The 24,466-nt window shown below is 54.3% G+C and carries 23 protein-coding genes; 11 read left to right on the forward strand and 12 right to left on the reverse strand.

From position 1 onward, the window contains the following. The first annotated feature begins 26 nt into the window (after nucleotides 1–26). From ACFOSD_RS02810 to ACFOSD_RS02835, 6 genes are all read left to right on the forward strand, one after another. Nucleotides 27–596 (forward strand): diguanylate cyclase, encoded by a 570-nt coding sequence (locus ACFOSD_RS02810; protein ID WP_380693789.1) that lies wholly within the window; start codon nucleotides 27–29, stop codon nucleotides 594–596. Next, nucleotides 593–1,702 carry a beta-ketoacyl-ACP synthase III gene (locus ACFOSD_RS02815; protein WP_380693787.1) on the forward strand — a complete coding sequence of 370 codons (1,110 nt, stop codon included), beginning with the start codon at nucleotides 593–595 and terminating at the stop codon, nucleotides 1,700–1,702. Before ACFOSD_RS02810 ends, ACFOSD_RS02815 begins: the two co-directional genes overlap by 4 nt. 170 nt (nucleotides 1,703–1,872) lie before the next feature. Then, nucleotides 1,873–2,556, forward strand: a complete 684-nt coding sequence (locus tag ACFOSD_RS02820; RefSeq protein WP_380693785.1) for a hypothetical protein — start codon at nucleotides 1,873–1,875, stop codon at nucleotides 2,554–2,556. Beyond that, entirely contained in the window at nucleotides 2,549–3,448 is a 900-nt protein-coding gene (locus ACFOSD_RS02825; protein WP_380693783.1) for a DUF6999 family protein, read from the forward strand. Before ACFOSD_RS02820 ends, ACFOSD_RS02825 begins: the two co-directional genes overlap by 8 nt. Next, a complete protein-coding gene (locus ACFOSD_RS02830) occupies nucleotides 3,445–3,927 on the forward strand; it encodes a GNAT family N-acetyltransferase (protein ID WP_380693781.1) in 483 nt (160 codons plus the stop codon). Before ACFOSD_RS02825 ends, ACFOSD_RS02830 begins: the two co-directional genes overlap by 4 nt. 200 nt (nucleotides 3,928–4,127) lie before the next feature. Beyond that, nucleotides 4,128–4,574, forward strand: a complete 447-nt coding sequence (locus ACFOSD_RS02835) for a hypothetical protein (RefSeq protein WP_380693779.1) — start codon at nucleotides 4,128–4,130, stop codon at nucleotides 4,572–4,574. Nucleotides 4,575–4,585: 11 nt separating this feature from the next. Here the strand turns inward: ACFOSD_RS02835 and ACFOSD_RS02840 are convergent, their stop codons facing one another. Further along, nucleotides 4,586–5,311 carry a glycerophosphodiester phosphodiesterase family protein gene (locus ACFOSD_RS02840; protein WP_380693777.1) on the reverse strand — a complete coding sequence of 242 codons (726 nt, stop codon included), beginning with the start codon at nucleotides 5,309–5,311 and terminating at the stop codon, nucleotides 4,586–4,588. An 84-nt stretch (nucleotides 5,312–5,395) separates the two neighbouring features. Here ACFOSD_RS02840 and ACFOSD_RS02845 point away from each other — a divergent pair, with 84 nt between their 5' ends. Then, complete coding sequence (locus ACFOSD_RS02845) at nucleotides 5,396–6,070, forward strand: alpha/beta hydrolase (RefSeq protein ID WP_380693775.1); 675 nt, start codon at nucleotides 5,396–5,398, stop codon at nucleotides 6,068–6,070. Further along, complete coding sequence (mtgA, locus tag ACFOSD_RS02850; RefSeq protein WP_380707549.1) at nucleotides 6,070–6,780, forward strand: monofunctional biosynthetic peptidoglycan transglycosylase; 711 nt, start codon at nucleotides 6,070–6,072, stop codon at nucleotides 6,778–6,780. Before ACFOSD_RS02845 ends, mtgA begins: the two co-directional genes overlap by 1 nt. 28 nt (nucleotides 6,781–6,808) lie before the next feature. Here mtgA and ACFOSD_RS02855 read toward each other — a convergent pair whose 3' ends face one another. The 3 genes from ACFOSD_RS02855 to hemE form a co-directional block, all read right to left on the reverse strand. Continuing rightward, complete coding sequence (locus ACFOSD_RS02855) at nucleotides 6,809–7,210, reverse strand: GFA family protein (protein WP_380693771.1); 402 nt, start codon at nucleotides 7,208–7,210, stop codon at nucleotides 6,809–6,811. Nucleotides 7,211–7,471: 261 nt separating this feature from the next. Further along, entirely contained in the window at nucleotides 7,472–8,824 is a 1,353-nt protein-coding gene (locus ACFOSD_RS02860; RefSeq protein ID WP_380693769.1) for a ribonuclease J, read from the reverse strand. Nucleotides 8,825–8,982: 158 nt separating this feature from the next. After that, entirely contained in the window at nucleotides 8,983–10,047 is a 1,065-nt protein-coding gene (gene hemE, locus ACFOSD_RS02865) for a uroporphyrinogen decarboxylase (RefSeq protein ID WP_380693767.1), read from the reverse strand. A 96-nt stretch (nucleotides 10,048–10,143) separates the two neighbouring features. On the opposite strand from hemE, the gene ACFOSD_RS02870 reads away from it, so the two are divergent. After that, nucleotides 10,144–10,731, forward strand: a complete 588-nt coding sequence (locus ACFOSD_RS02870; protein WP_380693765.1) for an acyl carrier protein phosphodiesterase — start codon at nucleotides 10,144–10,146, stop codon at nucleotides 10,729–10,731. Here the strand turns inward: ACFOSD_RS02870 and ACFOSD_RS02875 are convergent. The 6 genes from ACFOSD_RS02875 to ACFOSD_RS02900 form a co-directional block, all read right to left on the reverse strand. After that, the gene (locus ACFOSD_RS02875; protein WP_380693763.1) at nucleotides 10,725–12,515 is read right to left on the reverse strand and encodes an ATP-binding protein; all 1,791 of its coding nucleotides are present in this window, start codon (nucleotides 12,513–12,515) and stop codon (nucleotides 10,725–10,727) included. The two genes, ACFOSD_RS02870 and ACFOSD_RS02875, sit on opposite strands and share 7 nt — an antisense overlap. Beyond that, entirely contained in the window at nucleotides 12,512–13,012 is a 501-nt protein-coding gene (locus tag ACFOSD_RS02880; protein WP_380693761.1) for a hypothetical protein, read from the reverse strand. The genes ACFOSD_RS02875 and ACFOSD_RS02880 overlap by 4 nt, the downstream gene beginning before the upstream one ends. Before the next feature lie 70 nt (nucleotides 13,013–13,082). Further along, complete coding sequence (locus ACFOSD_RS02885; RefSeq protein ID WP_380693758.1) at nucleotides 13,083–13,736, reverse strand: pseudouridine synthase; 654 nt, start codon at nucleotides 13,734–13,736, stop codon at nucleotides 13,083–13,085. A 7-nt stretch (nucleotides 13,737–13,743) separates the two neighbouring features. Further along, nucleotides 13,744–14,691, reverse strand: coding sequence for a transaldolase (tal, locus tag ACFOSD_RS02890; protein ID WP_380693756.1), 948 nt, complete (start codon nucleotides 14,689–14,691; stop codon nucleotides 13,744–13,746). 112 nt (nucleotides 14,692–14,803) lie between these two features. Then, the gene (locus ACFOSD_RS02895) at nucleotides 14,804–16,618 is read right to left on the reverse strand and encodes a DEAD/DEAH box helicase (protein ID WP_380693754.1); all 1,815 of its coding nucleotides are present in this window, start codon (nucleotides 16,616–16,618) and stop codon (nucleotides 14,804–14,806) included. Nucleotides 16,619–17,416: 798 nt separating this feature from the next. Next, nucleotides 17,417–18,277 carry a helix-turn-helix domain-containing protein gene (locus ACFOSD_RS02900; RefSeq protein ID WP_380693751.1) on the reverse strand — a complete coding sequence of 287 codons (861 nt, stop codon included), beginning with the start codon at nucleotides 18,275–18,277 and terminating at the stop codon, nucleotides 17,417–17,419. A gap of 178 nt (nucleotides 18,278–18,455) precedes the next feature. Here ACFOSD_RS02900 and ACFOSD_RS02905 point away from each other — a divergent pair, with 178 nt between their 5' ends. Then, nucleotides 18,456–19,115 (forward strand): FecR family protein, encoded by a 660-nt coding sequence (locus ACFOSD_RS02905; RefSeq protein WP_380693749.1) that lies wholly within the window; start codon nucleotides 18,456–18,458, stop codon nucleotides 19,113–19,115. A 154-nt stretch (nucleotides 19,116–19,269) separates the two neighbouring features. Here ACFOSD_RS02905 and ACFOSD_RS02910 read toward each other — a convergent pair whose 3' ends face one another. Further along, nucleotides 19,270–21,303, reverse strand: coding sequence for a methyl-accepting chemotaxis protein (locus tag ACFOSD_RS02910; RefSeq protein WP_380693747.1), 2,034 nt, complete (start codon nucleotides 21,301–21,303; stop codon nucleotides 19,270–19,272). A 240-nt stretch (nucleotides 21,304–21,543) separates the two neighbouring features. Between ACFOSD_RS02910 and ACFOSD_RS02915 the strand changes: the two genes are divergently transcribed. Beyond that, nucleotides 21,544–22,353, forward strand: a complete 810-nt coding sequence (locus ACFOSD_RS02915) for a TatD family hydrolase (protein WP_380693745.1) — start codon at nucleotides 21,544–21,546, stop codon at nucleotides 22,351–22,353. On the opposite strand, the gene ACFOSD_RS02920 is transcribed toward ACFOSD_RS02915, so the two are convergent. After that, nucleotides 22,345–24,396, reverse strand: a complete 2,052-nt coding sequence (locus tag ACFOSD_RS02920; RefSeq protein ID WP_380693742.1) for a hypothetical protein — start codon at nucleotides 24,394–24,396, stop codon at nucleotides 22,345–22,347. The two genes, ACFOSD_RS02915 and ACFOSD_RS02920, sit on opposite strands and share 9 nt — an antisense overlap. Nucleotides 24,397–24,466: the final 70 nt, after the last annotated feature.

Below are 24,466 nucleotides of genomic sequence, written 5' to 3' on the forward strand. Positions count from 1 at the left end.
GAATGCTCGATTTAGGAACCCACAGAATGGAAACCGGCCAGTTACTCATCAACGCTTTACTATTTGTATTCCTCCCCCTCTGGGGCATAGCCGGTTTCGTCGACTGGTGTTGTCACCGTGCGACCCGCATAGAAAGCACCTCGGGCTTGAAGGAATCTCTGATGCATTCGGTGATGGGCATTCAGGTCGGCATTCCGATCCTGATGTGCTTGTTGTTTCGCGTGAACGTGTTGGTGTTGTTGGTCTGCCTCGCCGCATGGGTATTGCACGAAACCATTGCACACTGGGATGTTCACTACGCTTCGACGCGCCGTAAAATTACCATTTGGGAAATGCACGCGCACAGCTACTTAGCGACCCTGCCGTTTTACATGCTGGCGATGATCTTCGTCATCAACTGGCCTGTGGTGCTCGATTTGGTCCAATTTAACTGGCAGGGTCAGATGCAGTTACAGCGCATGGAGTATGCCCATGGTGGCGAGCAGTACCTCACCTACTACCTTATTTTTATGGCCATCGTCTGCGGCCTGCCCTATCTGGAAGAAAACGTGCGCTGTTTGCGCCAAGCTTTACGCAAGGAAGCCCCCGCGGTATGAGTGTCTACATCACCAGTACTGGGCATCATTTACCTGGCCCAGCCATCAACAACGATCAGATCGAAGACATTCTCGGGCGCGTGCACGGCAACCCCAGCCGCCTGAAGAAACGCATTTTACGATCCAATGGCATTCAAACCCGGCATTACGCCATGAATGCCGAGCACCAAACCACCGTCAGCAACAGCGCCATGGCCGCGCGCGCCGCGCAGGACTGCTTAGACCAAAGCCCGCTCAGCCCAAAGCGCATACAACAACTCAGCGCCGCCACCAGCCAGGGTGACCTCGTGTTGCCCGGTTTTGGCAGCATGGTACAGGCCGAACTTGGTCTGCGCGATATCGAACTGCACACCAGCCACGGCATTTGTGTCAGCGGCATGATGGCGCTAAAAGCCGCCTATACCAACATCAAAGCTGGTGAACATCAGAACGGTTTGGTGGTCACCAGCGAACTGGCCTCGCGCTTGTTCAAAGCCAGTCGTTACGAAGCCGCCGGAGACGAAGTGGACTTCAATGCCGAGTTTCTACGCTGGATGCTGTCCGACGGTGCTGGCGCCATGCTGCTGGAAGACCAACCGCGTGGCACCTGCTTTCGCATTGACTGGATACGCGGTTATTCACACGCCGACGCCTACCCGGTGTGCATGAGCGTCGGCTCGCCCACCGATGCCAAAGACACCCGCACCTGGCAAGATTTTCCCACCTACGCCGAAGCGGAAGCCGCCGGTGCGTTGCTATTACGCCAAGACGTGCGTCTACTCGACAATATCGTGAAGCTGGGGGTAGATGGCTTTTTACGCCTGTTGAACGAAGGCCGCGTGCAGGTTGATCAGGTAGACCATCTGCTCTGCCATTATTCGTCACATTATTTTCGTAGCCGCATATTTGATTCACTGGTTCAAGCAGGTGCCATGATTCCTGAAGAGAAGTGGTACACCAACCTCTACACACGAGGCAACACCGGCTGTGCATCCATCTTCATCATGCTGGATGAATTCCGGCGCACGCAAGCTTACGAACCAGGCGCGGTTATCTTGTGCATGGTGCCTGAGAGCGGGCGTTTCAATACGATGTATATGCAACTCACGGTGGTGGCCGCGGAGTGAAGGCCCGTATCGGGGCGTAGGGTGGCTAGGCCTAATTTCGGGCACGCTGCAAGTACGTCCCTGTAAGCTCGGGTGCGCCCATCCGGGGCGCACACGGCCCTCAATTAGGCCTAGCCACCCTGCACCCGACAGTGCACCATCACCAGAAAATAGAAGGAGAATAAGGAATTATGAGCCAAAAAGTTACTACTGAACTGGGCCAACAATGTTTGCAGGGACTCTTACGCATCTGGTTCGACTTTGAACGCCAGCTCGGCCGCGTACCGGTTATTCAGCGTCTGGAACGCGACCAATTCACCATTGAAGATTATCGTAGTTTGCTGCTGCACCTGCGCCAGCAAGTGATTGAAGGCGCGCGCTGGATCACCCGTGGTGCATCCAGCTTTGACCGTGATTTTGCCGATGTGCGCTCCGAAGTCATCAGCCACGCCCGCGATGAACACCGCGACTATGAAATACTGGAACGCGACTATGTGGCGGCAGGTGGTCAACTCGCCGATATTCAAAACGGCGAACGCAATCTGGGCACCGAAGCGCTGCACGCCTTTTTGATGCACCGCGCCAGCCAGCCCAACCCCACCGACCTCATCGGCGCGATGTGGATCATCGAAGGGCTTGGCCAGAAAATGGCCGCCGACTGGGCCAAACGCATCAACACCTGCACGGGCGGCGATGGCAGCTACACCCAGTTTATGGGCTACCACGGCGCGAACGACGACGCCCATATGGACAAACTTTATGCGTTGTTGGATCGCGTATGTGTAGACGCGCAAGCCGTCAAAAGCATTCACCGTACTGCACGCGTGGTCGGGCGCTTATACGCGCTGCAACTGGAGGAAATCGATCATGAGTGACTCGCTTGGCACTTCAAAAGCCACTCGGCGCAGTGCGTTCTTGCGCGCCATTGAGTTCGACAATTCGTTACCCATTCAAGACGATGCGGTGCAATTGTGGCTAAAGGATCTCGACAACCCGTTGCGCTGGTCGGTGCGCCCCCTATTGCAGTTCTTTTTCGCCGTGCTGTTACATATCATCTGGTTTGTTAAACGCTTGCCGTTACCGCAGTTCAGCGCACACGGTCTGCTACAAAGCATGATCTGCTGGTTCTGCCGCCACTTTGTCAGCCGCGAGGCGAACTTGCTGATCCTGCGCCATTTTGCCACCGAGTCCAACGTACTGAATTTTCTCGCCGACAACTCGCCAGAAGCCAACGACATTGCGCGCGTCGACCTATACCCCACCACCATCAATGGCATGCAACAAGCGAGCTTTGTGGAGCACGACCAAGAGCTGTTTCGCCTGTTTGCGGAACTGGGCCATTGGACACCTGCCAAAGCCAAGAAACCGCAAGCCCTCAACTGGCAGCACTGGCAACCCATAGACATGGCGGCCTTTCAGATTGCGCCCAAGCGCACACAAGTGCTGGACTTCGAAACCTCGCACGCCTTGTTCATGTGTCTGTTTTGTTTGTTGCTGACGCGCGAGGAATACCGCGATGCCATTAACGGCTTCAACCTCGACCAGTCCATTGCATTGCGCATCGGCCAATTGATTGGCGACCCGAGTCTGGCTGAAATGGCCTACAACAAACACCCGCTGTATTTGGTCGGCCCATGGAATCTGAGCCAGCGCTTCTTAATGCACGGCTTTTTTACCGAGTATCTGTACGCACATTTAGAAAATCTGCGACAATCTCGCCCCTCGAAAACATCGACCCCGTATAACGAAACTGAGGCTGCACAATGATTTATGCGCAACGCGCCGATCTAGAAAACCCACGACACGCCCAAGCCGTGGTTGAATTGCTCAATGGCTATGCCATAGACCCTATGGGCGGCGGCGAGCCATTGTCCGCGTTTACACAGGCCAACTTGGTGAACGAACTCCGTAGTCGCCCCACGGCCCACATAGTGTTGGGCTTTGTGGACAACGAACCGGCGGGGCTGGTGAACTGCTTTGAAGGCTTTTCGACCTTTGCTTGCAAGCCTTTATTGAACATTCATGACGTAACCGTAGCATCGCAACATCGAGGCAAAGGGTTGTCGTCGGTCATGTTGGATAAAGTTGAAGAAATCGCCCGCGAACTGGGCTGCTGCAAACTCACCTTGGAAGTTCTAGAAGGCAACACCATCGCCCAAGCGGCCTACGAGCGTATGGGCTTTGCCGGGTATGAATTAGGCGAATTATCTGGCCGAGCCATGTTCTGGCAGAAGAAGCTCGCCTGATAGCTCAGCACACCATTTGCCGCGTGCAGGTTATCGAATGTATAGCCTGCCATTCAGACATTACCCGCCATCGAATTGAACGGCGTGCGATCAAAAATATCCCGATAAAAATGCGAACACCATCACAGGCCGGTGATTTGGGTGCTCTACTTCGCTGAGAGTGTCGTACATTAAACAGTATCTTTAACTGAGTTACTGCCATGGTACCAGCCCGACAAAACAGACCTTCGTCGGATTCGTCTTCTGCTTCATGGGTGCTTTCTCCAGCGGCATTGAAAGGCATATTGATGAATACGCCGTTGTATTCGCCCGAACGCCGCTTGCTGTGCGAGCTGTCCCGTGCGGCACTGGAAGTTGAGCGCGGCGGGACAGACTGGCAAACACTCGATATCCGCCTGAGCGCCTGGTGTCAGAGCTTTGGCACAGACCCTCAACCGGCGCAACACCAGATAGAATTCTCCTTGCAACAGCTCAAGCAGCGAACGCTCGATGCCGAACAATTCCCAACATATCCAACAGCTTGGTTGGTCGGCTTTACCAAGATCGATGCCGACCGCTACCAGGTAGAACCCTCGCCTTGGCTAAGCGCCAACCTCGTGCAATTGGCGTGTATTATCAAGCTGCAAGATATTTACGACACCTTGTGAAGGCCTCACGTCTACAACCCAGCAAACAGGTTTGGATTATCCGTAATAACCCCATCCACCCCCATATCCCATAACATGATGCCTGCTTTACGGTCATTCACCGTGTAACAATATATCTCCAAACCTTGCGCCTTAATGGCATCTACCTGCGGTTGGCGTAGCCAGGCATAGTGGCAATGCACGCTGACCGGCTGCACTTCAGCCGCCAAACTTTGCCAATCGTCAGGGATTTTTTCGAACAGCAAACCTAGGGACCAGGTTGGGCGGGCTTGGTGTAACAAGCGCAACACCTGCGGGTTAAAGCTGGAAATAATCAAGCGTTCCCAGTCGTGCCACTCGTCCTCCAATGCCGCGATAATATCGGGCACCACATCTTCGGCGCGGTAATGCGCATACACCTTTACTTCGAGGTTCAAGCCCAGGTTCAGCTCATGCAACAGCGCCAGAGTATCGCGCAATGTCATCATGCGTTCGTCGGAAAATTCCGCGCCAAAATGGCTGCCCACATCCAAATCCTTGGCCGTTGACCAATTGACCTCCGCTAAACGACCATCAGCCGGGGTAAGGCGGCCCAAGTGATCATCGTGAAACACCACCAGGGTGCCATCGCCCAGTCGGTTGACGTCCGTCTCAACCCAACGAATGCCCAGCTCCTGCGTATGGATAAACGCCGACCGGGTATTCTCGGGGCGCAGTAACGAACACCCTCGATGCGCGATGATTCGATCTGCTCGCATACGTTCTCCTCACTGTATGGCCCACTTTAGAATGTTACACTACGTACCTTTTTTACCACTAACCCAATGTGCGGAGCTTGTTGTATGTCGTTGTTACCCTGTGTTGAAGTTGCCTCACCGGCCTCGGCCGCCAACGTAGCCACCAGTGCCGTGATCTGGCTGCATGGATTAGGGGCCAATGGGCACGACTTCGAACCCATTGTGCCGGAACTGGGTTTGGATGATAGCCTCGCCACCCGCTTTATTTTTCCCCATGCACCCGAACGCCCGGTAACGGTGAATGGTGGCATGGTCATGCCCGCGTGGTATGACATTCTGGATATTAATATAGACCGGAAAATTGATCTGGACCAACTGCTGAACTCCGCTGAAGCCGTTACCGCTCTGATCGAACGTGAAATTGCCCGTGGCATTGCCCCGGAACGCATTGTTGTCGCGGGCTTCTCGCAGGGAGGTGCCGTAGCGTATCAGGTCGCACTCACCTTTCCGCAACGCTTGGCTGGGCTGCTGGCGTTGTCCACCTACTTTGCCAGTGCCGACAGCATCACACCGCACCCGGCCAACGACAACTTACCGATTTTGATACAACACGGCCTGCAAGACCCCATTGTGCCAGAAGCACTGGGCCGTGCCGCACATGAAAAGCTTAAAGCCCAAGGTTATGCCGTAGAATACGACACGTACGTCATGCCGCATTCTGTGCACCCCTCGCAAGTGCGTGCTATCGGGCGTTGGTTGAATCGGGTGTTAACGGCATGATGCGGCGCAAGCGCTCATGGGTTAGATGGGTTTTTATCCTATCTTTTCGCTTGGGCGTTTTTTTCCTTCTGCTTAGCTTGTTGATGGTGGCGCCATTGCGCTGGGTGAATCCGGTGACATCCATGGTCATCGTGGAGCGTTGGTTCAACGGTGGTGACGACTTCGAGTTACGGCAGGAATGGCTCGACTGGGATGAACTGCCGAAACATGCCGTGTTGGCCGTCGTCACGTCGGAAGACCAGCGCTTTCCTGAACATCAAGGCTTTGACCTCGTGTCCATCCGTGACGCCTTAGCCGAACGCGAACGTGGCGGGCAATTGCGCGGTGCCAGCACCTTGACCCAACAGGTCGCCCGCAATTTGTATTTATGGACCGGACGAAGCTGGGTGCGCAAAGGCTTGGAAGCCTGGTTTACCGTTTTGCTCGAAGCCCTGCTACCGAAGCACCGCATCCTAGAAATCTATATGAACATTGCTGAATGGGGTCCGAACGGCGTATTTGGCCTAGAAGCCGCCGCACAACATCACTTTAACCGGTCAGCCGACCGACTGATTCCCTATCAAAGCGCCCTGCTGGCCGCCACCCTGCCCAGCCCAGCGCGCTATACGCCCGGGCAAGCCACGCCTTACATGCGTGAACGCGCGAGCTGGATCATTGACCAGCAACGCATGTTGGGAGGTACGGCGTGGTTGGCGCCGATTGAGCCATAGTAACTTCGTTGCCATTCCATACCGAGGCTCACTTTGGCAGCTTATCGAACCGCGGCACATTTTCTAGGCCATCTTCCCATGCCGCTTTACTGGATAGGAAGATGTGCGCCTTAGGCGGCATCCCCATTTCCGTATCCAAACACCCTGCCGGAACCACAAGCAAACCGGGGATCTGAGTGTTTGGCAACGCCGAACCACACAACGAGCAAAAGCACTTGGTGTGGCGAGTGCCTGGCAGTGTAAAAGACGTCACGGCATCGGCACCGGACTGCCAAACCAATTGCGCAGCGCGTGAGAAAAGATTAGCCGCATGCGCCGAACCGGTATCTTTTTGGCAATGCTTACAATGGCAAAGAAAGAAACTGTCGAACTCACCGTGTATTTCAAAGCGCGCGGTGCCGCATAGACATGAGCCGGTATGAGTCGTCATTGAAGTCCCTACGTTAATAATTTTGACACCAAAACATGGGCACGAGCCAGCTTAGCAGAAAAGCACGCATGAGTGCCTAGGAAACCCACATAAAGTGATGAAGCCAGGCCAAGGATGCGGGGGTATGCCTCAAGGCGCGCTTTCCGGCTTGCCGTGAAGCGCGCCTTGAGGCATGCGCCGAGAGTCCATACCGGTGACTTGCGGGGAGGTTATAGATTCACGCCTTTGCGGGAATGACTGTTTGACAAGGGAAAAAGGGCACTACTGCCGTTCGATGACCACGCGGCCGGGCTTCACCACTTGCCGCCGCACGCCGCGTTGCGGGGCGAGCATAAACAAGTCGCCATTCTGGCCGGTTAACTGACGCGGTACACCACTGGCTTTTGCCACGGCGGCATTGGCTTGCATGTGCTTTTCTTCGCCATGCACGGGAATGGCGAGTTGTGGCTTCACCCATTCGTACATCACGCTCAATTCATCCTGCGCCGGGTGGCCGGAGGCGTGTATGGGATGTTCAGCGGTTTCCGATGCGATGACTTCCACGTTCAATATTTGCAGCCGTTTCACCAGGCGCTGAATATCGCTTTCATTTCCGGGAATGACTTTGCTGCTGAAGATCACCCGGTCGCCCGCATCCAAGGCCATATCCGGGTGGGTGTTCGCGGCCAGCCGCGATAGCGCGGCGCGGGATTCGCCTTGGCTACCCGTGGCGATCACCAAAGTTTTATCACGCGGTAAATAGCCCATGTCGCGGCTGCGCACCAGCACCGAATCGTCGTCCCATAGGCCAACGCTGCGTGCCGCACCCAGCATGTTATGCAATGAACGGCCGAGCAATACCACCGAGCGCTCGGTATCACGCGCCACCCGCAACAAGGTCAATAGCCGTGCCAAATTGCTGGCAAAACATGCAACGATAACGCGCCCCGGTGCGGTTTTAACGTAGTGCTGGATACCGGCGTATAGGTCACCTTCGGAAGCCGACCAGCCTGGCAGCGTGGCATTGGTGGAATCACACACCATGGCGGTGATGTCGGCATCGGCGAGCCGACGGAAAGGTTCAGCGTCAAAGGGTTCGCCCAACACCGGCTGATGATCTATTTTCCAGTCGGCGGTATGAAACACATTGCCCGCAGGTGTGCGAATGAGGATACCGCTGGGTTCGGGAATACTGTGCGTGAGGTTCAACCATTCAATATCAAACGGCCCCACAGAATGCCGCCCACCGACAGGAATGATGTGAACGGGAACGGCGCCTACCAAGCCCACGTCACCCAGTTTGCGGCGCAGAATTTCAGCGGTGAACGGGGTCGCATAAACCGGGCAACGCAGCCGATCCCACAAGTAAGGCACGGCGCCTATATGGTCTTCGTGGGCGTGGGTGATGATCAAGCCCGCAATGTCGTCCTTGCGGTCGGCAATGAATTTAGGATCAGCGGCTTCGATGCGGGTTTCGCCCGTATTGTTGGGGTCCAGCAATGATGGTCGTTCGAAGGTGACGCCGCAGTCCACAATGAGCCAGTGCCCATCGTGTCCGTAAAGGTTAAAGTTCATGCCAATCTCGCCGCAGCCGCCGAGCGGTAGGAACCAAAGGTCTGAGCTGCGCGGTGTCATAGTTCTCCAAATTTGCTAGCGCGTTGGGCTGACAGATCGCCTATGAGGGTTACGGTCGGACGCCGTAAATACGTCCCTGTAGGCTCGGTTGCGCACGTCCTGTGCGCAAACGCCGCCCTCCACCCTCATAGGCTATCTGCCAACCCTCAAAGTGCTATCTACCGATGATAAGCAGGACTCAACTCGACCACGGCTTCAATGAAAGCCTTGGCGTGTTCCGGGTTAACACCCGGCGTAATGCCATGCCCTAAGTTGAACACATGCCCGGTGCCGGAACCGTAGCTGGCTAAAATACGCGCCACTTCGGCACGAATCTTCGCGGGTTCCGCATACAGTACCGCTGGGTCCATATTGCCTTGCAGGGCGACTTGGCTACCGACGCGGGCACGTGCTTGGCTGATGTCCGTCGTCCAATCCAAACCGAGTGCATCGGCTCCCGTCTCGGCCATGGCTTCTAACCATTGCCCGCCGCCTTTGGTGAACAGAATCACTGGCACTTTGCGTCCGTCATGTTCGCGGATCAAGCCATCCACAATACGCTGCATATAGGCCAGACTGAACTCAAGGTAGGCATTGTGCGCTAAAGCCCCGCCCCATGAATCGAAAATTTGTACGGCTTGCGCGCCCGCACGGATCTGCGCGTTCAGGTAGTCCGTCACCGCATCGGCCAGTTTTGCCAACAGCGCATGCAAGGTTTCCGGCTCGTTATAGAGCATGGCTTTGGCGTTTTGGTAATCCTTACTGGAACCACCTTCAATCATATAGGTGGCTAAGGTCCACGGGCTGCCGGAAAAACCGATCAAAGGCACCTGCCCGTTTAACGCCCCGCGAATGGTACTGACGGCGCGCATCACGTAATCTAAGTCTACCGTGGCGTCCAGTTTCGGTAATGCATCCACCGTAGCGCGGTCACGTATTACGTGCTTGAACTTCGGGCCTTCTCCGGTTTCGAAATACAAACCCAGACCCATGGCATCCGGGATGGTCAGAATGTCACTGAACAGTATTGCGGCGTCCAAGGGGTAACGACGCAACGGCTGCAAGGTGACTTCGCAGGCCAGTTCATGGTTCTTGCACAGACTCATAAAATCGCCCGCTTGGGCACGCGTGGCTCGATACTCCGGTAAATAACGGCCCGCTTGGCGCATCATCCAAATGGGTGTACGATCCACCGGCTGGCGCAATAAGGCGCGCAAGAAACGGTCATTTTGTAAGTCCGCCATAGCGATGAGTTCCTAAAAAATGCTTCAAAAGAAGGCCTGAATTGAATTGGCGCGGAGTGTACCATGGAGCCTTGCTGGGGTCTGTAAGTGCACTGTATGAACTATCTTGCTCATTTATATTTTTCGGATTTAACGCCCGACAGTTGTGTGGGCCAGTTACTGCCCGATTGCATGGCGCAGCGCCAATTGCCCGACAGCGTATCGGATGAGCTGGCACGGCACATTGCGCTGCATCAATTCATTGACCGCTTCACCGATCAACACCCGGATGTACTGGCGCTGAAGGCCCAGTTTCAGCCGCCGTACCGGCGTTTTGCCGGTGTATTGATTGATGTGTTTTTTGACCATGTACTGGCCCGGGAATGGCAACAATGGCATGTACAGCCCATAGAGCTGTTTGCGCATCAGGTGTACGCCGCGCTGGCCGACTATCAAGGGCCAGAGAACGACCGCCTGAACGCTTTGCGCCACGCCTTACTGAGCCACCGCTGGTTGCCCGGCTATGCATACCCCTTAGGGGTAGAACGGGCGCTGCAGGGGTTGGACCGGCGCAGCCGGTTCAAAACACCACTGGCCGAAGCACACCAGTTATTGCCTGACATGTATCCGGAAATCGCTACGCGTTTTTCGAGTTTCTTCCCTGAACTGCGGGCGGCCGTAGCAGCGCAAAAACAGCATCAATGATGCGACGCCGTCACCATGGCATCGGTCACGACGACGTTGTTGAGCACGTCGCGCAATTCGGATTGTCGATAGGGTTTGGCTAGGTATTGATCCATACCAGCCGCTAAACAGCGCTGCCGGTCACCGAATAACGCATTGGCCGTAACGGCGACAATGTGCTGACGCGGCCAGCCGAGGTCACGTTCATGTTGCCGAATGGTTTCCGTGGCGGAAAAACCATCCAGCACCGGCATGTGGCAATCCATCATGATGATCGGGTAAGGACCACTGTCCATCACCCGCTCCAGTGCGGTTACACCGTTGTCCGCGACGTCGACTGTGATGCCCATGTTCATCAACATCTTCCGTAACACCATCTGGTTGACCGGGTTGTCTTCGACCACCAACACATGCAAACCATCAAACTTCATGGCATTGCCAGCCGTATGCTCGTGTTGCGGTGGCTGACCGATACCCAGCGTGACGGTAAGAGTGAATTGTGAGCCACCAGAGGACAGCGGGTGATAGCGCAAGTCGCCCCCCATCATGCGTGCCAGCCGCCGACTGAGCGCTAAGCCCAACCCAGTGCCACCAAATTCACGCGTGGTGGAGGCATCTGCCTGACTGAACTCAACGAACAGATGGGGGACAAAGTTGTCTGCCACGCCCACGCCGGTGTCTTCTACGTCCAAGCGTAATGTCATGCGGTTGTGTGGCAGGACATCAGCCCTAACCCGCAACGTAATTTGGCCTTGGGCGGTAAACTTCACACTGTTGCTGAGCAGGTTCAGCACGATCTGCTGCAAACGGTGCCAATCGCCGTAGGCAAAGGGCGGCAAGTTGTCGGCCAGATCCAGTCGAAACTGGGTTTGGGTATTGCCGCGTTGCCGTAACATGGCCAAGACAAAGCCTTCCAAGTCTTGCAGGGCTTTGCAGAGTGCGAAATGACTTTCTTCGAGCTGGAATTGGTCGGCCTCGATTTTCGACAAATCGAGGATGTCACTGATGTGATTGAGCAGGTTGTCCGCCGTTTGGCTCAACGTATGGAGGTAGTTTTTCTGCTTCTTGTCCAGCGGCGTTTCTTTCAATAATTCGGTCAAGCCGATGATGCCGTTCAATGGCGTGCGCATTTCATGGCTCATGTTGGCCAAGAATCGGCTTTTTGCCTCGCTGGCACTTTCCGCGAGTTCGCGCAGTGCATTTGAACGGCGAACTTCATACACAATGAACGATGAATACACCACGATGATGCCAAATCCCAACACCAACAGCGCAAGAATCCACTGGTAATTATTTTGCAGTTGTTGAAACGCCAGCTCGGCTGCCGCTGACGTGGTGTAGAGGTAGTCTTGCGATAGCTGAAACAGGCGACTCTCAAAGCCACGGAAATAGTCATTCAGTGATAACCATTCGTCGTCGGTCAAGGTCAACAATTCTTGCTCAATGCCATTCAAGGCATTTTTCATTTCCGCACTGAGGTTGTATAGGTCTTGATGTCGGCGCGACATGCCATCGCGTTGCGCCATGCCCAGTACCAGGTCGATACGGTGGATCAATATATCGAGGCGTAGCATCAGGTCATCCTGCGCCGCAGGATTCGGTTGCAACACGACTTGGTTTAAGGCGTAGAGGAAACGTTGATTCTCCAATTCGAGCCGGGACACATTCCACGATAATTCGTCGCGGTTGACCGCACTGATGGTGTCGATTTCCCGATCAACTTGCCACAAACTGATAATGATGAAAAAGATCAGCGTAATGCTCAGGCCACCGAGCAATAAAAACCGCAGCCAACGCCATTTCATTTTTGCGGCTCGGCAGCAGCGGTTACGTGTTGCAGTTCAATGCGTTGCAGTTGCCATACCGACCAGCCACGGTGTAATCGGTCGTTTAACTCTGGTCGCTCGTCGAAAGGAAACATCAGCCAAAACGGACCATAGGCGCGTACCGGCATCAATTCTGCGTTGCGGGTATGGCTGAGCATGGCGTCGGCGTTCAACAGTGTGTCCAGATTGGCTGAAATCTGATAATCGTTCAACGCAACCAAGACCACCTGAGTGTCTTTGGCACTGATATCCCAACCGATGGCATCCACCAAGGTGGAAAGCGCTATGCCGGTAAATTCGTCAACGGACTCTGTCCAAGGTGTGCCGGTCACAATCTGTGTTTGCGGCAGGGCCAGAATATCGTCTTGTGACAGCACCACCTCGTGCTCAGGCAAGACGACATGCAGCCGATATTCCGCAGCTACCCATGAAACACAGCATAGATTCATTAACACCACACACATCAGGCGTTTCATAGCGTTATTTCTCATTCATTGTCTAAACATAGGTCTATACAGTGCTTTACTGACCATACAGTTAGCTATATTAGACCAATGCGAACGGATTTGCGTCTTCCGGTAGCCATTCTTTCGGCCATTGCGGCAACATGGACCAGGTGTCCTCGGTGAGTGGCGCAACCAGGTGAATGGTTTCTCCATCCCAGACAAAGGCCATGCGTCGCGCATGTAAGTACAGTCGCTCCGCCGGCGCACCACCATACCGGATGTCGCCTAACAAGGGCGCGCCAAGTGCTTTCATGGCAACACGAATTTGATGGGTGCGTCCGGTCAGCGGGTGGATACAGAGTGCACGCTGGCCGTTACCTAAACCAGCAGAGATGAATTGTGTACGAGCGGGGTTGGTTTTCTGTGCGGTCAGTTTCCAAGACCCGTTGCGGGCTTTCACGTGGTCACCCACTACCCAACCTTGGCTTTTCTTGGGTTTCCGGGCGCTAACCGCCCAATAGTGTTTTTGCATCTCACCCTTTACGAACCGCTGGCGGAACACGTCTGCGGCACTGGAAGAGCGCGCCAACAGCAATACGCCGGACGTTCCCTGATCTAAGCGATGAACCATATAAAGAGGGCCGAGGTGGCCTAAGGCGTGCAAAATTCCTGGCTGATCAGGCTTGTCTTGCACCGGCACCCCACTGGGCTTGTTGATGGCCCACCAATCAGGGTGCTCGTACAAAATGTCCATATAGAAATCAGATCATGCTCGCCAGTTTCTGCCGCAGCTTTTGATGGTCGGCATGAAAACCGCGAATGCCTTGCGCAAGCTTTTCGGTCGCCATGGCATCTTCATTCATGGCCCAGCGGAACGAAGCTTCGTCGAACGACACGCGTTGCAGCCCAGCCACAGGCTTGGCCACCAATTTGCGTTCCAATGTACCTTCATCAGCCGCCAACTCGGACAGTAAAGCAGGGCTAATCGTGAGGCGGTCACAACCGGCCAACTGTTCGATTTCACCTAAATTGCGGAAACTGGCGCCCATAACCACCGTAGGGTGTTTGAAGGTTTTGTAGTATTGGTAAATTTTGCTCACCGACAGCACGCCGGGGTCTTCTTCGGGGGCGAAATCGCGCCCTTCAGTGGCTTTGTACCAATCGAGGATTCGACCAACAAACGGCGAAATCAGGAATGCACCGGCTTCGGCACAGGCCACCGCTTGCGCAAAGCTGAACAGCAGGGTCAGATTGCAGCGAATGCCGTCTTGCTCGAGAATTTCCGCCGCCTTGATGCCTTCCCATGTGGCGGCAATTTTGATCAGAATCCGGTCTTTACTCACGCCTTGTTCGTCGTACAGCGCGATCAACTTGCGTGCTTTGGCGACGGTTGCATCGGTATTAAAAGACAACTCCGCATCGACTTCTGTCGACACATAACCGGGCACCACCTTGGTCAACTCGTGGCCAAAATTAACCGCCAGCTTATCCAATGCGAGGGCTAGCTTTTGCTCTGGCGACGACCCGGCCCGACGCGCATACGCCAGCGCTTCTTCGACCACAGGTTGATATTCGGCTTGGCTGGCCGCTTTTAAGATTAACGACGGGTTGGTGGTCGCATCTTGCGGCTGATACGCGGCAATGGCCGCAAAATCTCCAGTATCTGCCACCACCGTGGTCATACTTTTCAGTTGTTCCAACTTATTCATGGGTTCTCCTTGCGTCAGGCCAAAGCGACCTCAACCTTGGCGGCTGGGTCGCTGTTATTTCTTATTACGACACAGGATAGCATGCCGAGGGGCAGGCTAGGCCAGTACCTTTTTAACGTTCGGCGTTTGACCGACCTTTGCGCGGTGCACGCTTGCCTTTGAAATCACCTTTCGAGTCACCCCGTGGCGCGCCCCGGCTGTCGCCGCGTGGCGGCCCTTTACGATCGGGGCGAGGGCCACGGCTGGCGCCACCTTCGGATTTACCGACAAAGCTGATCTTCAATGGTTGCTGACGCACCCGTACCTTACCGAGATGCGTTTGCATTTCTTTCGGCAAGCCTTCCGGAAGGTCGATCAACGAGAAGGTATCATGCATCTGGATTTTACCGATGAACTGGTTCTGGATATTGGCTTCGTTGGTGATGGCGCCCACGATATCACCCACGTTTGCACCGTGGTCGCGACCGACTTCGATCCGGTAACGATCAAAGGTTTGTGGTTTGCCACCGCTAAAGCCTGCGCCGCCATCGCGCTTGTCGCGGAAAGACTTCTCTTCACGGCCACCAATAAATCCGGCCTCTAATTTTTGAAAGCTGCTGGCCACATCCAGAGGACGCTCTTTCTGCGCCAAAAACAGCAACGCCGCGCTTAATGTCCGTAGGTCGGTATCGATCTCTGTTTGCATCTTATCCAACAAGCCCATGAAGTAGGTTAAGTCTTCATTGGTGATTGCTTGCGCCAGAGATTCACGGAAGGTTTCAACCCGCTGGGCGGCGATTTCTTCGCCAGAAGGCAACTCGCGTTTGTCCAGCGGACGACCCGCCGTGCGTTCGATGGCTTGCAACAAACGTCGTTCACGCGGCGCAACCAACATGACGGCACGCCCGGTACGACCAGCCCGACCAGTACGACCAACCCGGTGCACATAAGACTCGGTATCCAAAGGGATATCGTAATTCAGGACCAACTCGATACGTTGCACATCCAAGCCGCGCGCTGCGACGTCGGTAGCGATAACAATGTCGATCTGGCCTTCTTTCAATTGACGAATGGTGGCTTCACGGTGTTGCTGGCTCAAATCACCGTTCAACGGCGCGCACTCGTAGCCACGAGAAGACAGCTTTTCACTTAATTCGATGGTAGCCGCTTTAGTACGGGCAAAGATAATCGCCGCATCAAAGTCTTCTACTTCCAGCAACCGGGTCAACGCATCCAGTTTTTGGTGAGGTTTGACCACCACATAGGACTGGTTGATTTGTGCCAAGCTGGTTTCCGTGGCTTGAATTTTTACATGCACCGGGTTGCGCATGTAGGTTTTCGTGATACGCGCAATCTCTGGCGGCATGGTGGCCGAAAACATGGCCACCTGACGGCTCGCCGGGCAGGCTTCAATGATGGTTGTTACGTCGTCGATGAAGCCCATGCGCAGCATTTCATCGGCTTCGTCGAGCACCAGAGCTTGCAGATGCGTCAGGTCAATGCGACCGCGCTCCATGTGATCCATCAAGCGTCCCGGTGTTGCCACCACCACCTGCGGCCCACGTTCGATCTGCCGCAACTGCGTAGAATAGTTCTGTCCACCATAAATGGGCATGACATGCAGGCCTTTCATTTGGCGGGCATAGGATCCGAACGCCTCTGATACCTGGATGGCCAATTCACGCGTGGGTGCTAATACCAACACCTGAGGTTTCGCCAGTTTTAAATCGATGCGGGCCAGTAATGGCAAGGCGAACGCACCGGTCTTACCAGTACCCGTTTGGGCCTGCCCCAGAATATCACGGCCTTCCAAAATGGGTGGAATGGCTTCCGCCTGAATCGGCGAGGGAATTTCGTAGCCGAGGTCGGCAACGGCACGTACCAGCGACTCGGGCAAACCCAATTCAGCAAAGGTTACAGAGGTTTTTACAGCGGATGTATCAGTCATGCGAGGTCTCTCGTTAAATAGCCCCATGCGGGCGCGGTCAGGTCGACCCATGCGCACAATGGTTAAAGAGAGCACTCAGTCGACAAAGATCCCCAAGTGGCGGTCATGCCAAAAGCGGGAGGCGGATTCTACAGGAAAGCGTAATAAAAAGCGGCAATTATTTCGCCCAGCCTGCACTTTTATTGTGCTTTGGAGGATGGCACCCGTGGCCCGCATTCAGCGCGTCACCCGTCCCCATGAGCGTTCTTATAGCCTGCGTCAGCTTTTCCCCAGAAACTGTGGATAAGTTTGTGCATAAGATGTCTGAAAGGTACTGAAGGCCACCAATAATAAGGGCTTTGTTAGATTGATCAAAAATTGATCAACTTATATAAACCTTTTAAATTCAATGAGTTATAAAAGTCAATACGTTTAATGTGACAAAAATAGTTGTTTTTAGTCATGCCCTATCGCGGGGCACTGAAGCTGTGAATAAGCAAAACAAAATACAAAAAATTATGCCGTAATCGGGAAGATGGGTCTTGACAAAAGCGTGGAATTGACAGGATGGCGCGTGCAACGAAAAGACAAAAAAATGGGGCTAAACGTTTAGCCCCGGAAAAGATGCCACTTTGTGCCTTGGCAGACACAGATTACTCATCACACATGCAGACAATCGGGAGTACGTTTGTCTGCGTACACATTGCAGGCGATCACTGCAACGCATGGTGCTAAGGTAGCGGTAAGACGGGACCAGCACCATAGTAAAAGCGCTACAAAAATTGCATCTGGTTGTGGCGTTTAATGAAATCGAAAGACTCAGACGTTAAGAGGGGAGCGAATGCCTGCGAGGGAGGCCAGTCGTGCGCTGTCTGAAAGCCACTGTATGACGCCTGAGCGCATGCTTTCGGGGGTATTGTGGATCAATAGACAGGCCACTTCGAAGCGCCGCTGCATGACTTGGCGCAAATCATAGTAACGGGTGTTGATGGTCACCGCTAACGGTGGCAATTGCATACTGTAGGCAAAACGCGGAAACAAAACAAAGGAGTACGCTATCTCGCCCCGCTCTACCGACAAATAATGACTGGTTGAAATCCCCAAGGCATTAGCCATGTCTTCCTGGCTATAAGCCAGCATCTGTCGTATTAAACGCAGATTGGCCCCAATAGCGGCATACAGGGTTTGGTTCCTGACTTCTTCTATAGCGGCGGCTTGAATTTCCGCGTCAAAATGCAGGCTAGGATCCTTCGGGTCAAACCGTGGCAGATCCAACACCTGAGCCAAAACATTCAAACTACCAATAAAGAGTGGATTGTCGGTGAGCGTTAACCAATTAGCCAAACGAAAGATCTGGCTTGGAATGCTAGGCGTTTCGGGTAAATACGCAACTTGACCGGCCAAAATACCGGGCGGCCCGCCGGTCATTAACGACCACAGCGCCACGGTATGCAGGCGAGGTACCGAATTTCCCGACTCATAGCGCAAGTACTGCGCCCGACTGACCCCCAAGGCGCTGGCCAATTCACTTTGCGACAATCCACGGTCAGTACGACTACGACGCCAAATTTGGGCGATGTGAGAGCCTAAATTAACCTCTTGCTCAACGAAAGGAACCTGCCGAATACCCTGATGCGCTTTCAGGTATTCCGTTAATTGTTCAAAAGCATCAAGAGGCATGGCATCGTCAATGTAGAAAGATAATATGATCGGGGTTCGATAATGCCCCGTACATCAAGGAGTGTCAAAATTACTGACCAACTGAGTGGTCAAATGCTGTAAATTTTGACGGTATTATTGACGCCACAGCAAGGGACGGCTTAACTGACGCTACATTACGACAAAAAAGGCTGTTCTTATGATGGTTGTCCCAAAAACCCTTGTCCACTGGACGCTCGTACTTTTACTGGCACTCTCCGGCCCGGTGTTGGCACAAACCCCGGCGTCTAGCACACCACCCGCTCGGGTGATCAGCGTTAGCGGCACGGCGGTTGTGGACGGTTCGTCTATTGCCCGTGGCACTGCGTTGCAGGTTGGACAAATCATTGAAACCGGACCCGCCAGCCGGGTTCGCATGCGCTTTGTGGGCGGTAGCTTGCTGACATTGGGTGAGAACACAACGTTCGAATTGACCGAGTATGAACCGGCGACCAACGACAAACCCCAGCAAGCTTACTTTCGTGTTTTGGAGGGGGTCATTCTGGCCGTTGCAGAAGGCATCACCCCGGGAACAGATTCCTTTGTGATAGAGACACAAGCGGCCACCATGGGCATTCGCGGCACCATCGTATGGGGCGGATATTTCATTCCCGGCCAGGCAGACTATGTATTACTGGAAGGTGGCCCGGTGGTTATTGCCAATGAGTTCGGTACCATTGAACTGCGTGAGCCGGGGCAAGGGACCACCGTACTTGTCGACCCGGCCGGGGTTGGCGAAACCGCACCCTATGACCCAACGTTCTGGAGCGCGGGAAAAGCCATTGAAGCAGTCACAACCATTGCCATACCCAGTAACTAGCGCAACAAAAGTGGCTTTTAACGTTCAGTCGAAACCTCAGGGGCGAACATGTGGCTAGGCAAAAAAGTTCATCAAAGCGGAGCTTACCCCTGTAAGTGACGCGAATGGTGAACTTTTTTAACAACGCCACATTGAGAAAAAGAGGTTTCACTACCTACAAAGTGAAACGAGCAACAGAGGCCAACAATGCATCCGCCGACTGATGCAACTGCGCATTCGCCTCGCGCGCCTCGGTCGCGCCCGATTGGGTTTTCTCGGCCACGTCGGCAATGCGTACGACGTTCTGATTGATCTCATTGGCTACTTGCGCTTGTTGCTCTGCCGCGGTGGCGATTTGAATGTTCAGATCACGGATTCGATCAATCACTTCCGCAAATTCGTTGATCACGGCTAAGGCTTTGTCAGATTGTTCGGCCGACTGCTCTGTGCGTTCACGACCATTGGTCATGGCTTTCACGGCACTGCTCGACGCGCGCAGCATGATTTCTATCTTCTCTTTGATTTCAACGGTTGACTGCTGAGTACGGCTGGCTAAGGTACGCACTTCATCAGCCACCACCGCAAACCCGCGCCCTTGCTCGCCGGCTCGCGCCGCCTCAATCGCGGCATTCAAGGCGAGTAGATTGGTTTGTTCAGCAATGGCGTCAATGACCTGCAGAATACTTTGAATGCTGTTGACGTCACCATCGAGTTGCGTCATCGCATGAGCGGCGTCGGCCATAACGTCCACCAGGGCTTGGGTTGCGGCCTGGTTCTCACCGACAATACTTTGGCTTTTGCGAGCGTAGTCGGTGGCTTGCTCCATCTCACTCGACGCATGTTCCGCATGGTGGGCCACTTCTTCAATGGTGGCGGCCATTTCATTCACTGCGGTCGCCACCCAATCCGTTTCTTCGCGCTGGGTACTGACGTCTTTTTGCATCACCAAAGTAATTTGGTGCGCTTGGTCAACGACATCGTTCAGGGTTTTCGACTGCTGTTGGATCACCTGCACCATATCTCGCAAGGCTTGCACCACTTGCTCTGCCGATCGAGTCAATTCACCAAACTCATCGTTCGAATGCGAATGCCAGCGCTCAGTGAGATCACCTTGGGCAATACGTCCGAGCGCCGCTACCACGGCTTTTAACGGCTTGCGAATGGTGCGCGTTACCAGCCATGCTACGATTAAGCCACCTAATATGGCCAGCAGACTTACCCCAATGATGATCTGCTGACTTTCGGTGACAACGGCGGTTGAGTCGGCGTTCACGGAAGCGCGGTAGTCATTGGCAAAATCACGCACCACGGTCAGCACATTCTCGGCGTTCGCCAAAGCGGCTTGCGAGGTTTGCAAACGGGTTTCTAGGGAGGCACGAATTTGCAGATAGTTGTTCACCGTGCTTAACAGACCACCATCGCCCGATACATTGGCCAAAAAGTCCGACACTGCGGCACCAAAGTCTTCGAAATTGGCATCCACCGCCGGGTCTTGGCGCCGGGCACCTAACAAACTGAATCCCAACCGCCCGTAAGCGTCCATCCAGCGGCGAAAGGCTGTTTGAATCTGCGCGAATTCGGTCAATGTCCGGGCCGACCCAAGTTGATTGGCCAGATCGATGCCTTGGCGCAGCGATAAGTGCACTTGATACATCAGAATTTGTACGCGGGGGGTTTCAACCTCACTGTGCAGTTTATCCATGATCGCGTTAATGGCCAACGCATGGGTAGCCAGTGTTTCCCGACGCTCGGTAAGCAGACCAAAGTTTTGCAGGGAGTCACGATAGATGCGTTGGGTGGACTCTATGTTTTCGAACAATTCCGGTAGGGTCGTACTGAGCTCGGTCAACGTAATAGCGATCTCACTGGCACTGTTGATACGGGCCAGCGTTGCATTGAGGCGTTCGATGTCTTGCAATACACGGTCACGCTCTTGCACGTATTCTTCTTCCAGACCGGTGAGTACGTCGGTAGATTCCGAGCCATAGTGCGCCAGTATGAGTTGGTTGATGCGTATGAGTGCGCGGCTGAGTTCGTTGGCTTGGTCCGTCGCCGGGCCTGCTTGGGTGACCAAACGGTCGATACCGGATTGAATATCACGCACGGCCGTCACCGCACTGAAGGCGACAAAAATCAGCCCGGCGCCTAATAGCATGAAACCGGCAGCGATACGCTGCACCACGTTCAACTTCATTCTTATTGTTTTCATAGTACTCGCACTTCTTATTATGACTATGTTGGAGGGCATTCAGCCTTGCGTGGCTGGTCAATATTGAAGCAGCGCGCTTCCGCAGGGCCAAGTATCAGAATGTAACAAAGCATCATGGGCAAACTATGAGAGACCATTATAATACCATTTAAATACCATTACGCAATATGCGGCCGGTATTGGTAGAAGACAGAGCCCTTCAGGTATAATCGGCGCCCGTTTTTCTGTTTGGGAGTAGCCATGCCTGCCACATCACGTCATGAAGTGCCTGTTTTTTCGACCCCTTTGATCGAAACGCACTGCCATTTGGACTACCTCAAACAGGACACGACCAGCGCCATCATCGCGCACGCGCACGCGCATGGCATTGCCAAGATCATTACCATTGCGGTTGAGCCGGAGAATTTAGCCACCGTTCTGGACTTGGTGAGCGCCCATGAACAGGTCTACGGTACGCAAGGTGTACACCCGCATTCTGCGGATCTCTACTCGGAGGCGGTTGGTACGGATATCGCCCAAGGTGCCAAGCATCCGAAAATCCTGGCCATTGGCGAGATCGGATTAGACTACCACTACGACAATTCACCCCGCGCACAACAACGGCGGGCGTTTACCGCACAGTTGGATATTGCGCTGGCCGCGAACTTACCCATTGTTGTGCATACGCGTGATGCCGATGCCGATACGATGGCGATTTTTAAAGAATACAGCGGCCGTGGGCTGCGCGGGGTGATCCACAGTTTCACCAGCAGCCCGGAATTGGCGGCATTCTGTGTTGAGGAAGGGTTTTATTTGGGTTTTAACGGCATTGTGTCATTCAACAAAGCGGACAATGTACGCGCCGTGCTTGCACAGACGCCGTTAGCGCGTGTTTTGTTAGAAACGGATGCGCCCTACCTAACCCCGGTACCGTTTCGCGGCAAAGAAAATGCACCTTTCTATCTGCCGTGGGTGGCGCAGAAAGTCGCCGAGGTGAAAGGCGTCTCGATTGACGAGGTGGCCGAAACCACCACCGCCAACGCACAACGCCTGTTTTTCAGTTCACTCTGATCGTATTGGCGTGTACCGGAATCGCTCTGGCGTTCCGTCGAAGAATACTCGACATTCAAAGGCGCCGTTGGCGTACTGCCGCAACAGTTCGCACTCGGTGTCTTCGGCATCCGCCGTCCAGTCGGCAAAGGCTTCTTCACAGCTATTACGTGCCCGGCTTTCGCTGTTTGCCCAGACTAATGCATTCCTAGTAACTCGCCACTCATAACGGGTTTCATAGAGATTACAAGTAGGATTGGCAAAGCGATCCGGTTCGCCGTACTGGGCCGACTGGTCCGCGTTGAATTGTTCGATACCAATGGGCGACCAACGGCAGTCGTCTTCCAGAATAGCCAGCTCAAAGGTGCCAGCGGCAGGGCCTGAGGCGGCCTGAACACCGCGCCGCAATTGCGCCTGCTGCTGCCACTGAACGCCGCTTTCAGCGGCTCGGACTTCCACCCCACCCACCACATGTTCGTAACGCGACAGTTCATCAATGGATGAGCGGATCGATTCACAGGACTCTGCCGTCATACTGCCGGATGGCATCCAATCGATCATTTGCCGTTCAAACTGCCGAATAACCGGGGCTGCATCCACGGCGGCGCGGATAAAGGCAGGGCTATATGGCACGGCATTCAGCGTTGCAGCACGCGCACGGGCTTGCGCACCTTGGTAGACCACCAAATAGTCGCCCACCACGCGGGCTTCTACACGTAAACCAGGGAAAGGAATAGGCAGCGGTACGGCGTCACCGGTTGCAGGCACCACGATCCCATTCAAGAACGGAATGTTTTGCCCGAGAATAGCCGCCAATAAGAACGGGTCGCGGGTTTTTACGGCCAATAAAGCATCGATGTCGCCCAATTGGTTTAAGGTGCTCGCGGTGTCGTCATCCAGCGTGCCCAAAGTGAACACATCCAGCAAAACACTCTGACTGCCTTGCATGATGGCTGTAGCCACCGCCAGCGTTGTTGGATCGAAGGCAGCAACCTCCTGCTGCAATTCTTGTAGCGTCGGGCAAGACCATGTTTGCTGCGCTATACGTTGCCACCAGCCGACGACTACCGGCGAGAAGGCGTCCATGTTCACACCGACGCCCATACTGAATAGGCTGCGTTCGGTATCTGTCAGGTCGCTCGGCAAGCTGCCTTGCAACCGACCAATCTCCTGCTGCACCGCCGTATTGTTCAGCTCAAAGACCAGTTTACCCTCGGCGTCGATGGCATCATCGGACATATTGTACTGCGTTAAACCAATAACGAGACGCGGGCTCTGCTCCGCCAAAGACAACCATTCAGCCTCACAAATCGCCGTTGGGGTGCCAAAATCTGGGTCAGCGTCACGCTGCCACTCTCGCGCCAGCAGCGTAGGCTCAACACCGACCAGTGTGCGGGCGAGTTCGACCACATCGAGCCAACCCAACTGGCTGGAGAGAAATCCATATTTTGTCTGAACGTCAGCAACGGTGGAGACGGTCGCCAGAGAAGGCGTCAGTGGCTCGCCCCATAGCCGCGTTAACAAGGTATTCTGGTCTATATTTGCCGCGCTGATGGCCAAAACCAGATGCTGATCGGTCAGGGCCACCCAAGCGCTGGACTCCTGATCAATGGCATTCACCAGCAACTCCCACCAGTGTCCTTCCGTTACGGATTCGGCACGGACGGTAATGTCTTGCACCTGAAAGGTTTGATTTAACCACGCTCGCGTACGCTCTGAATCCGCCACATCCAAGCGCACCATAAACGTGCTACCCACGGGGTAGGCAGTAGCCCATCCATCGTGATCAAGGCCCAATACGGACGAGTCGTCCAGTATCTGCTCCTGCAGTACCATCATGACATCAAGCAATGGCTCAATGGAAAACTGAGTATCCATGCGCTCCGCAATCCCGCCATTATATTCTTGCCAGGATGACAACCCGGCAACATCCAATTCTTGGATCCGTACCTGATAATGAAAAATTCCGTTAGATGGCACCAACGCCAAATGAGGATTAACCGGGTTTTGAGCAAAAGCAGCGGTACTCAGCAACCAAGCTGAGCAAACGAGTAACCAACGCATAGGAAGTCCTTGTGCAAGCAAAAAAAAAGCATTGTCAGGCAAGCGGACGCTCTGAACAACGGCGAATTGC

This window comes from Salinispirillum marinum (genome assembly GCF_042650105.1).
GTDB lineage: Bacteria > Pseudomonadota > Gammaproteobacteria > Pseudomonadales > Natronospirillaceae > Salinispirillum > Salinispirillum marinum.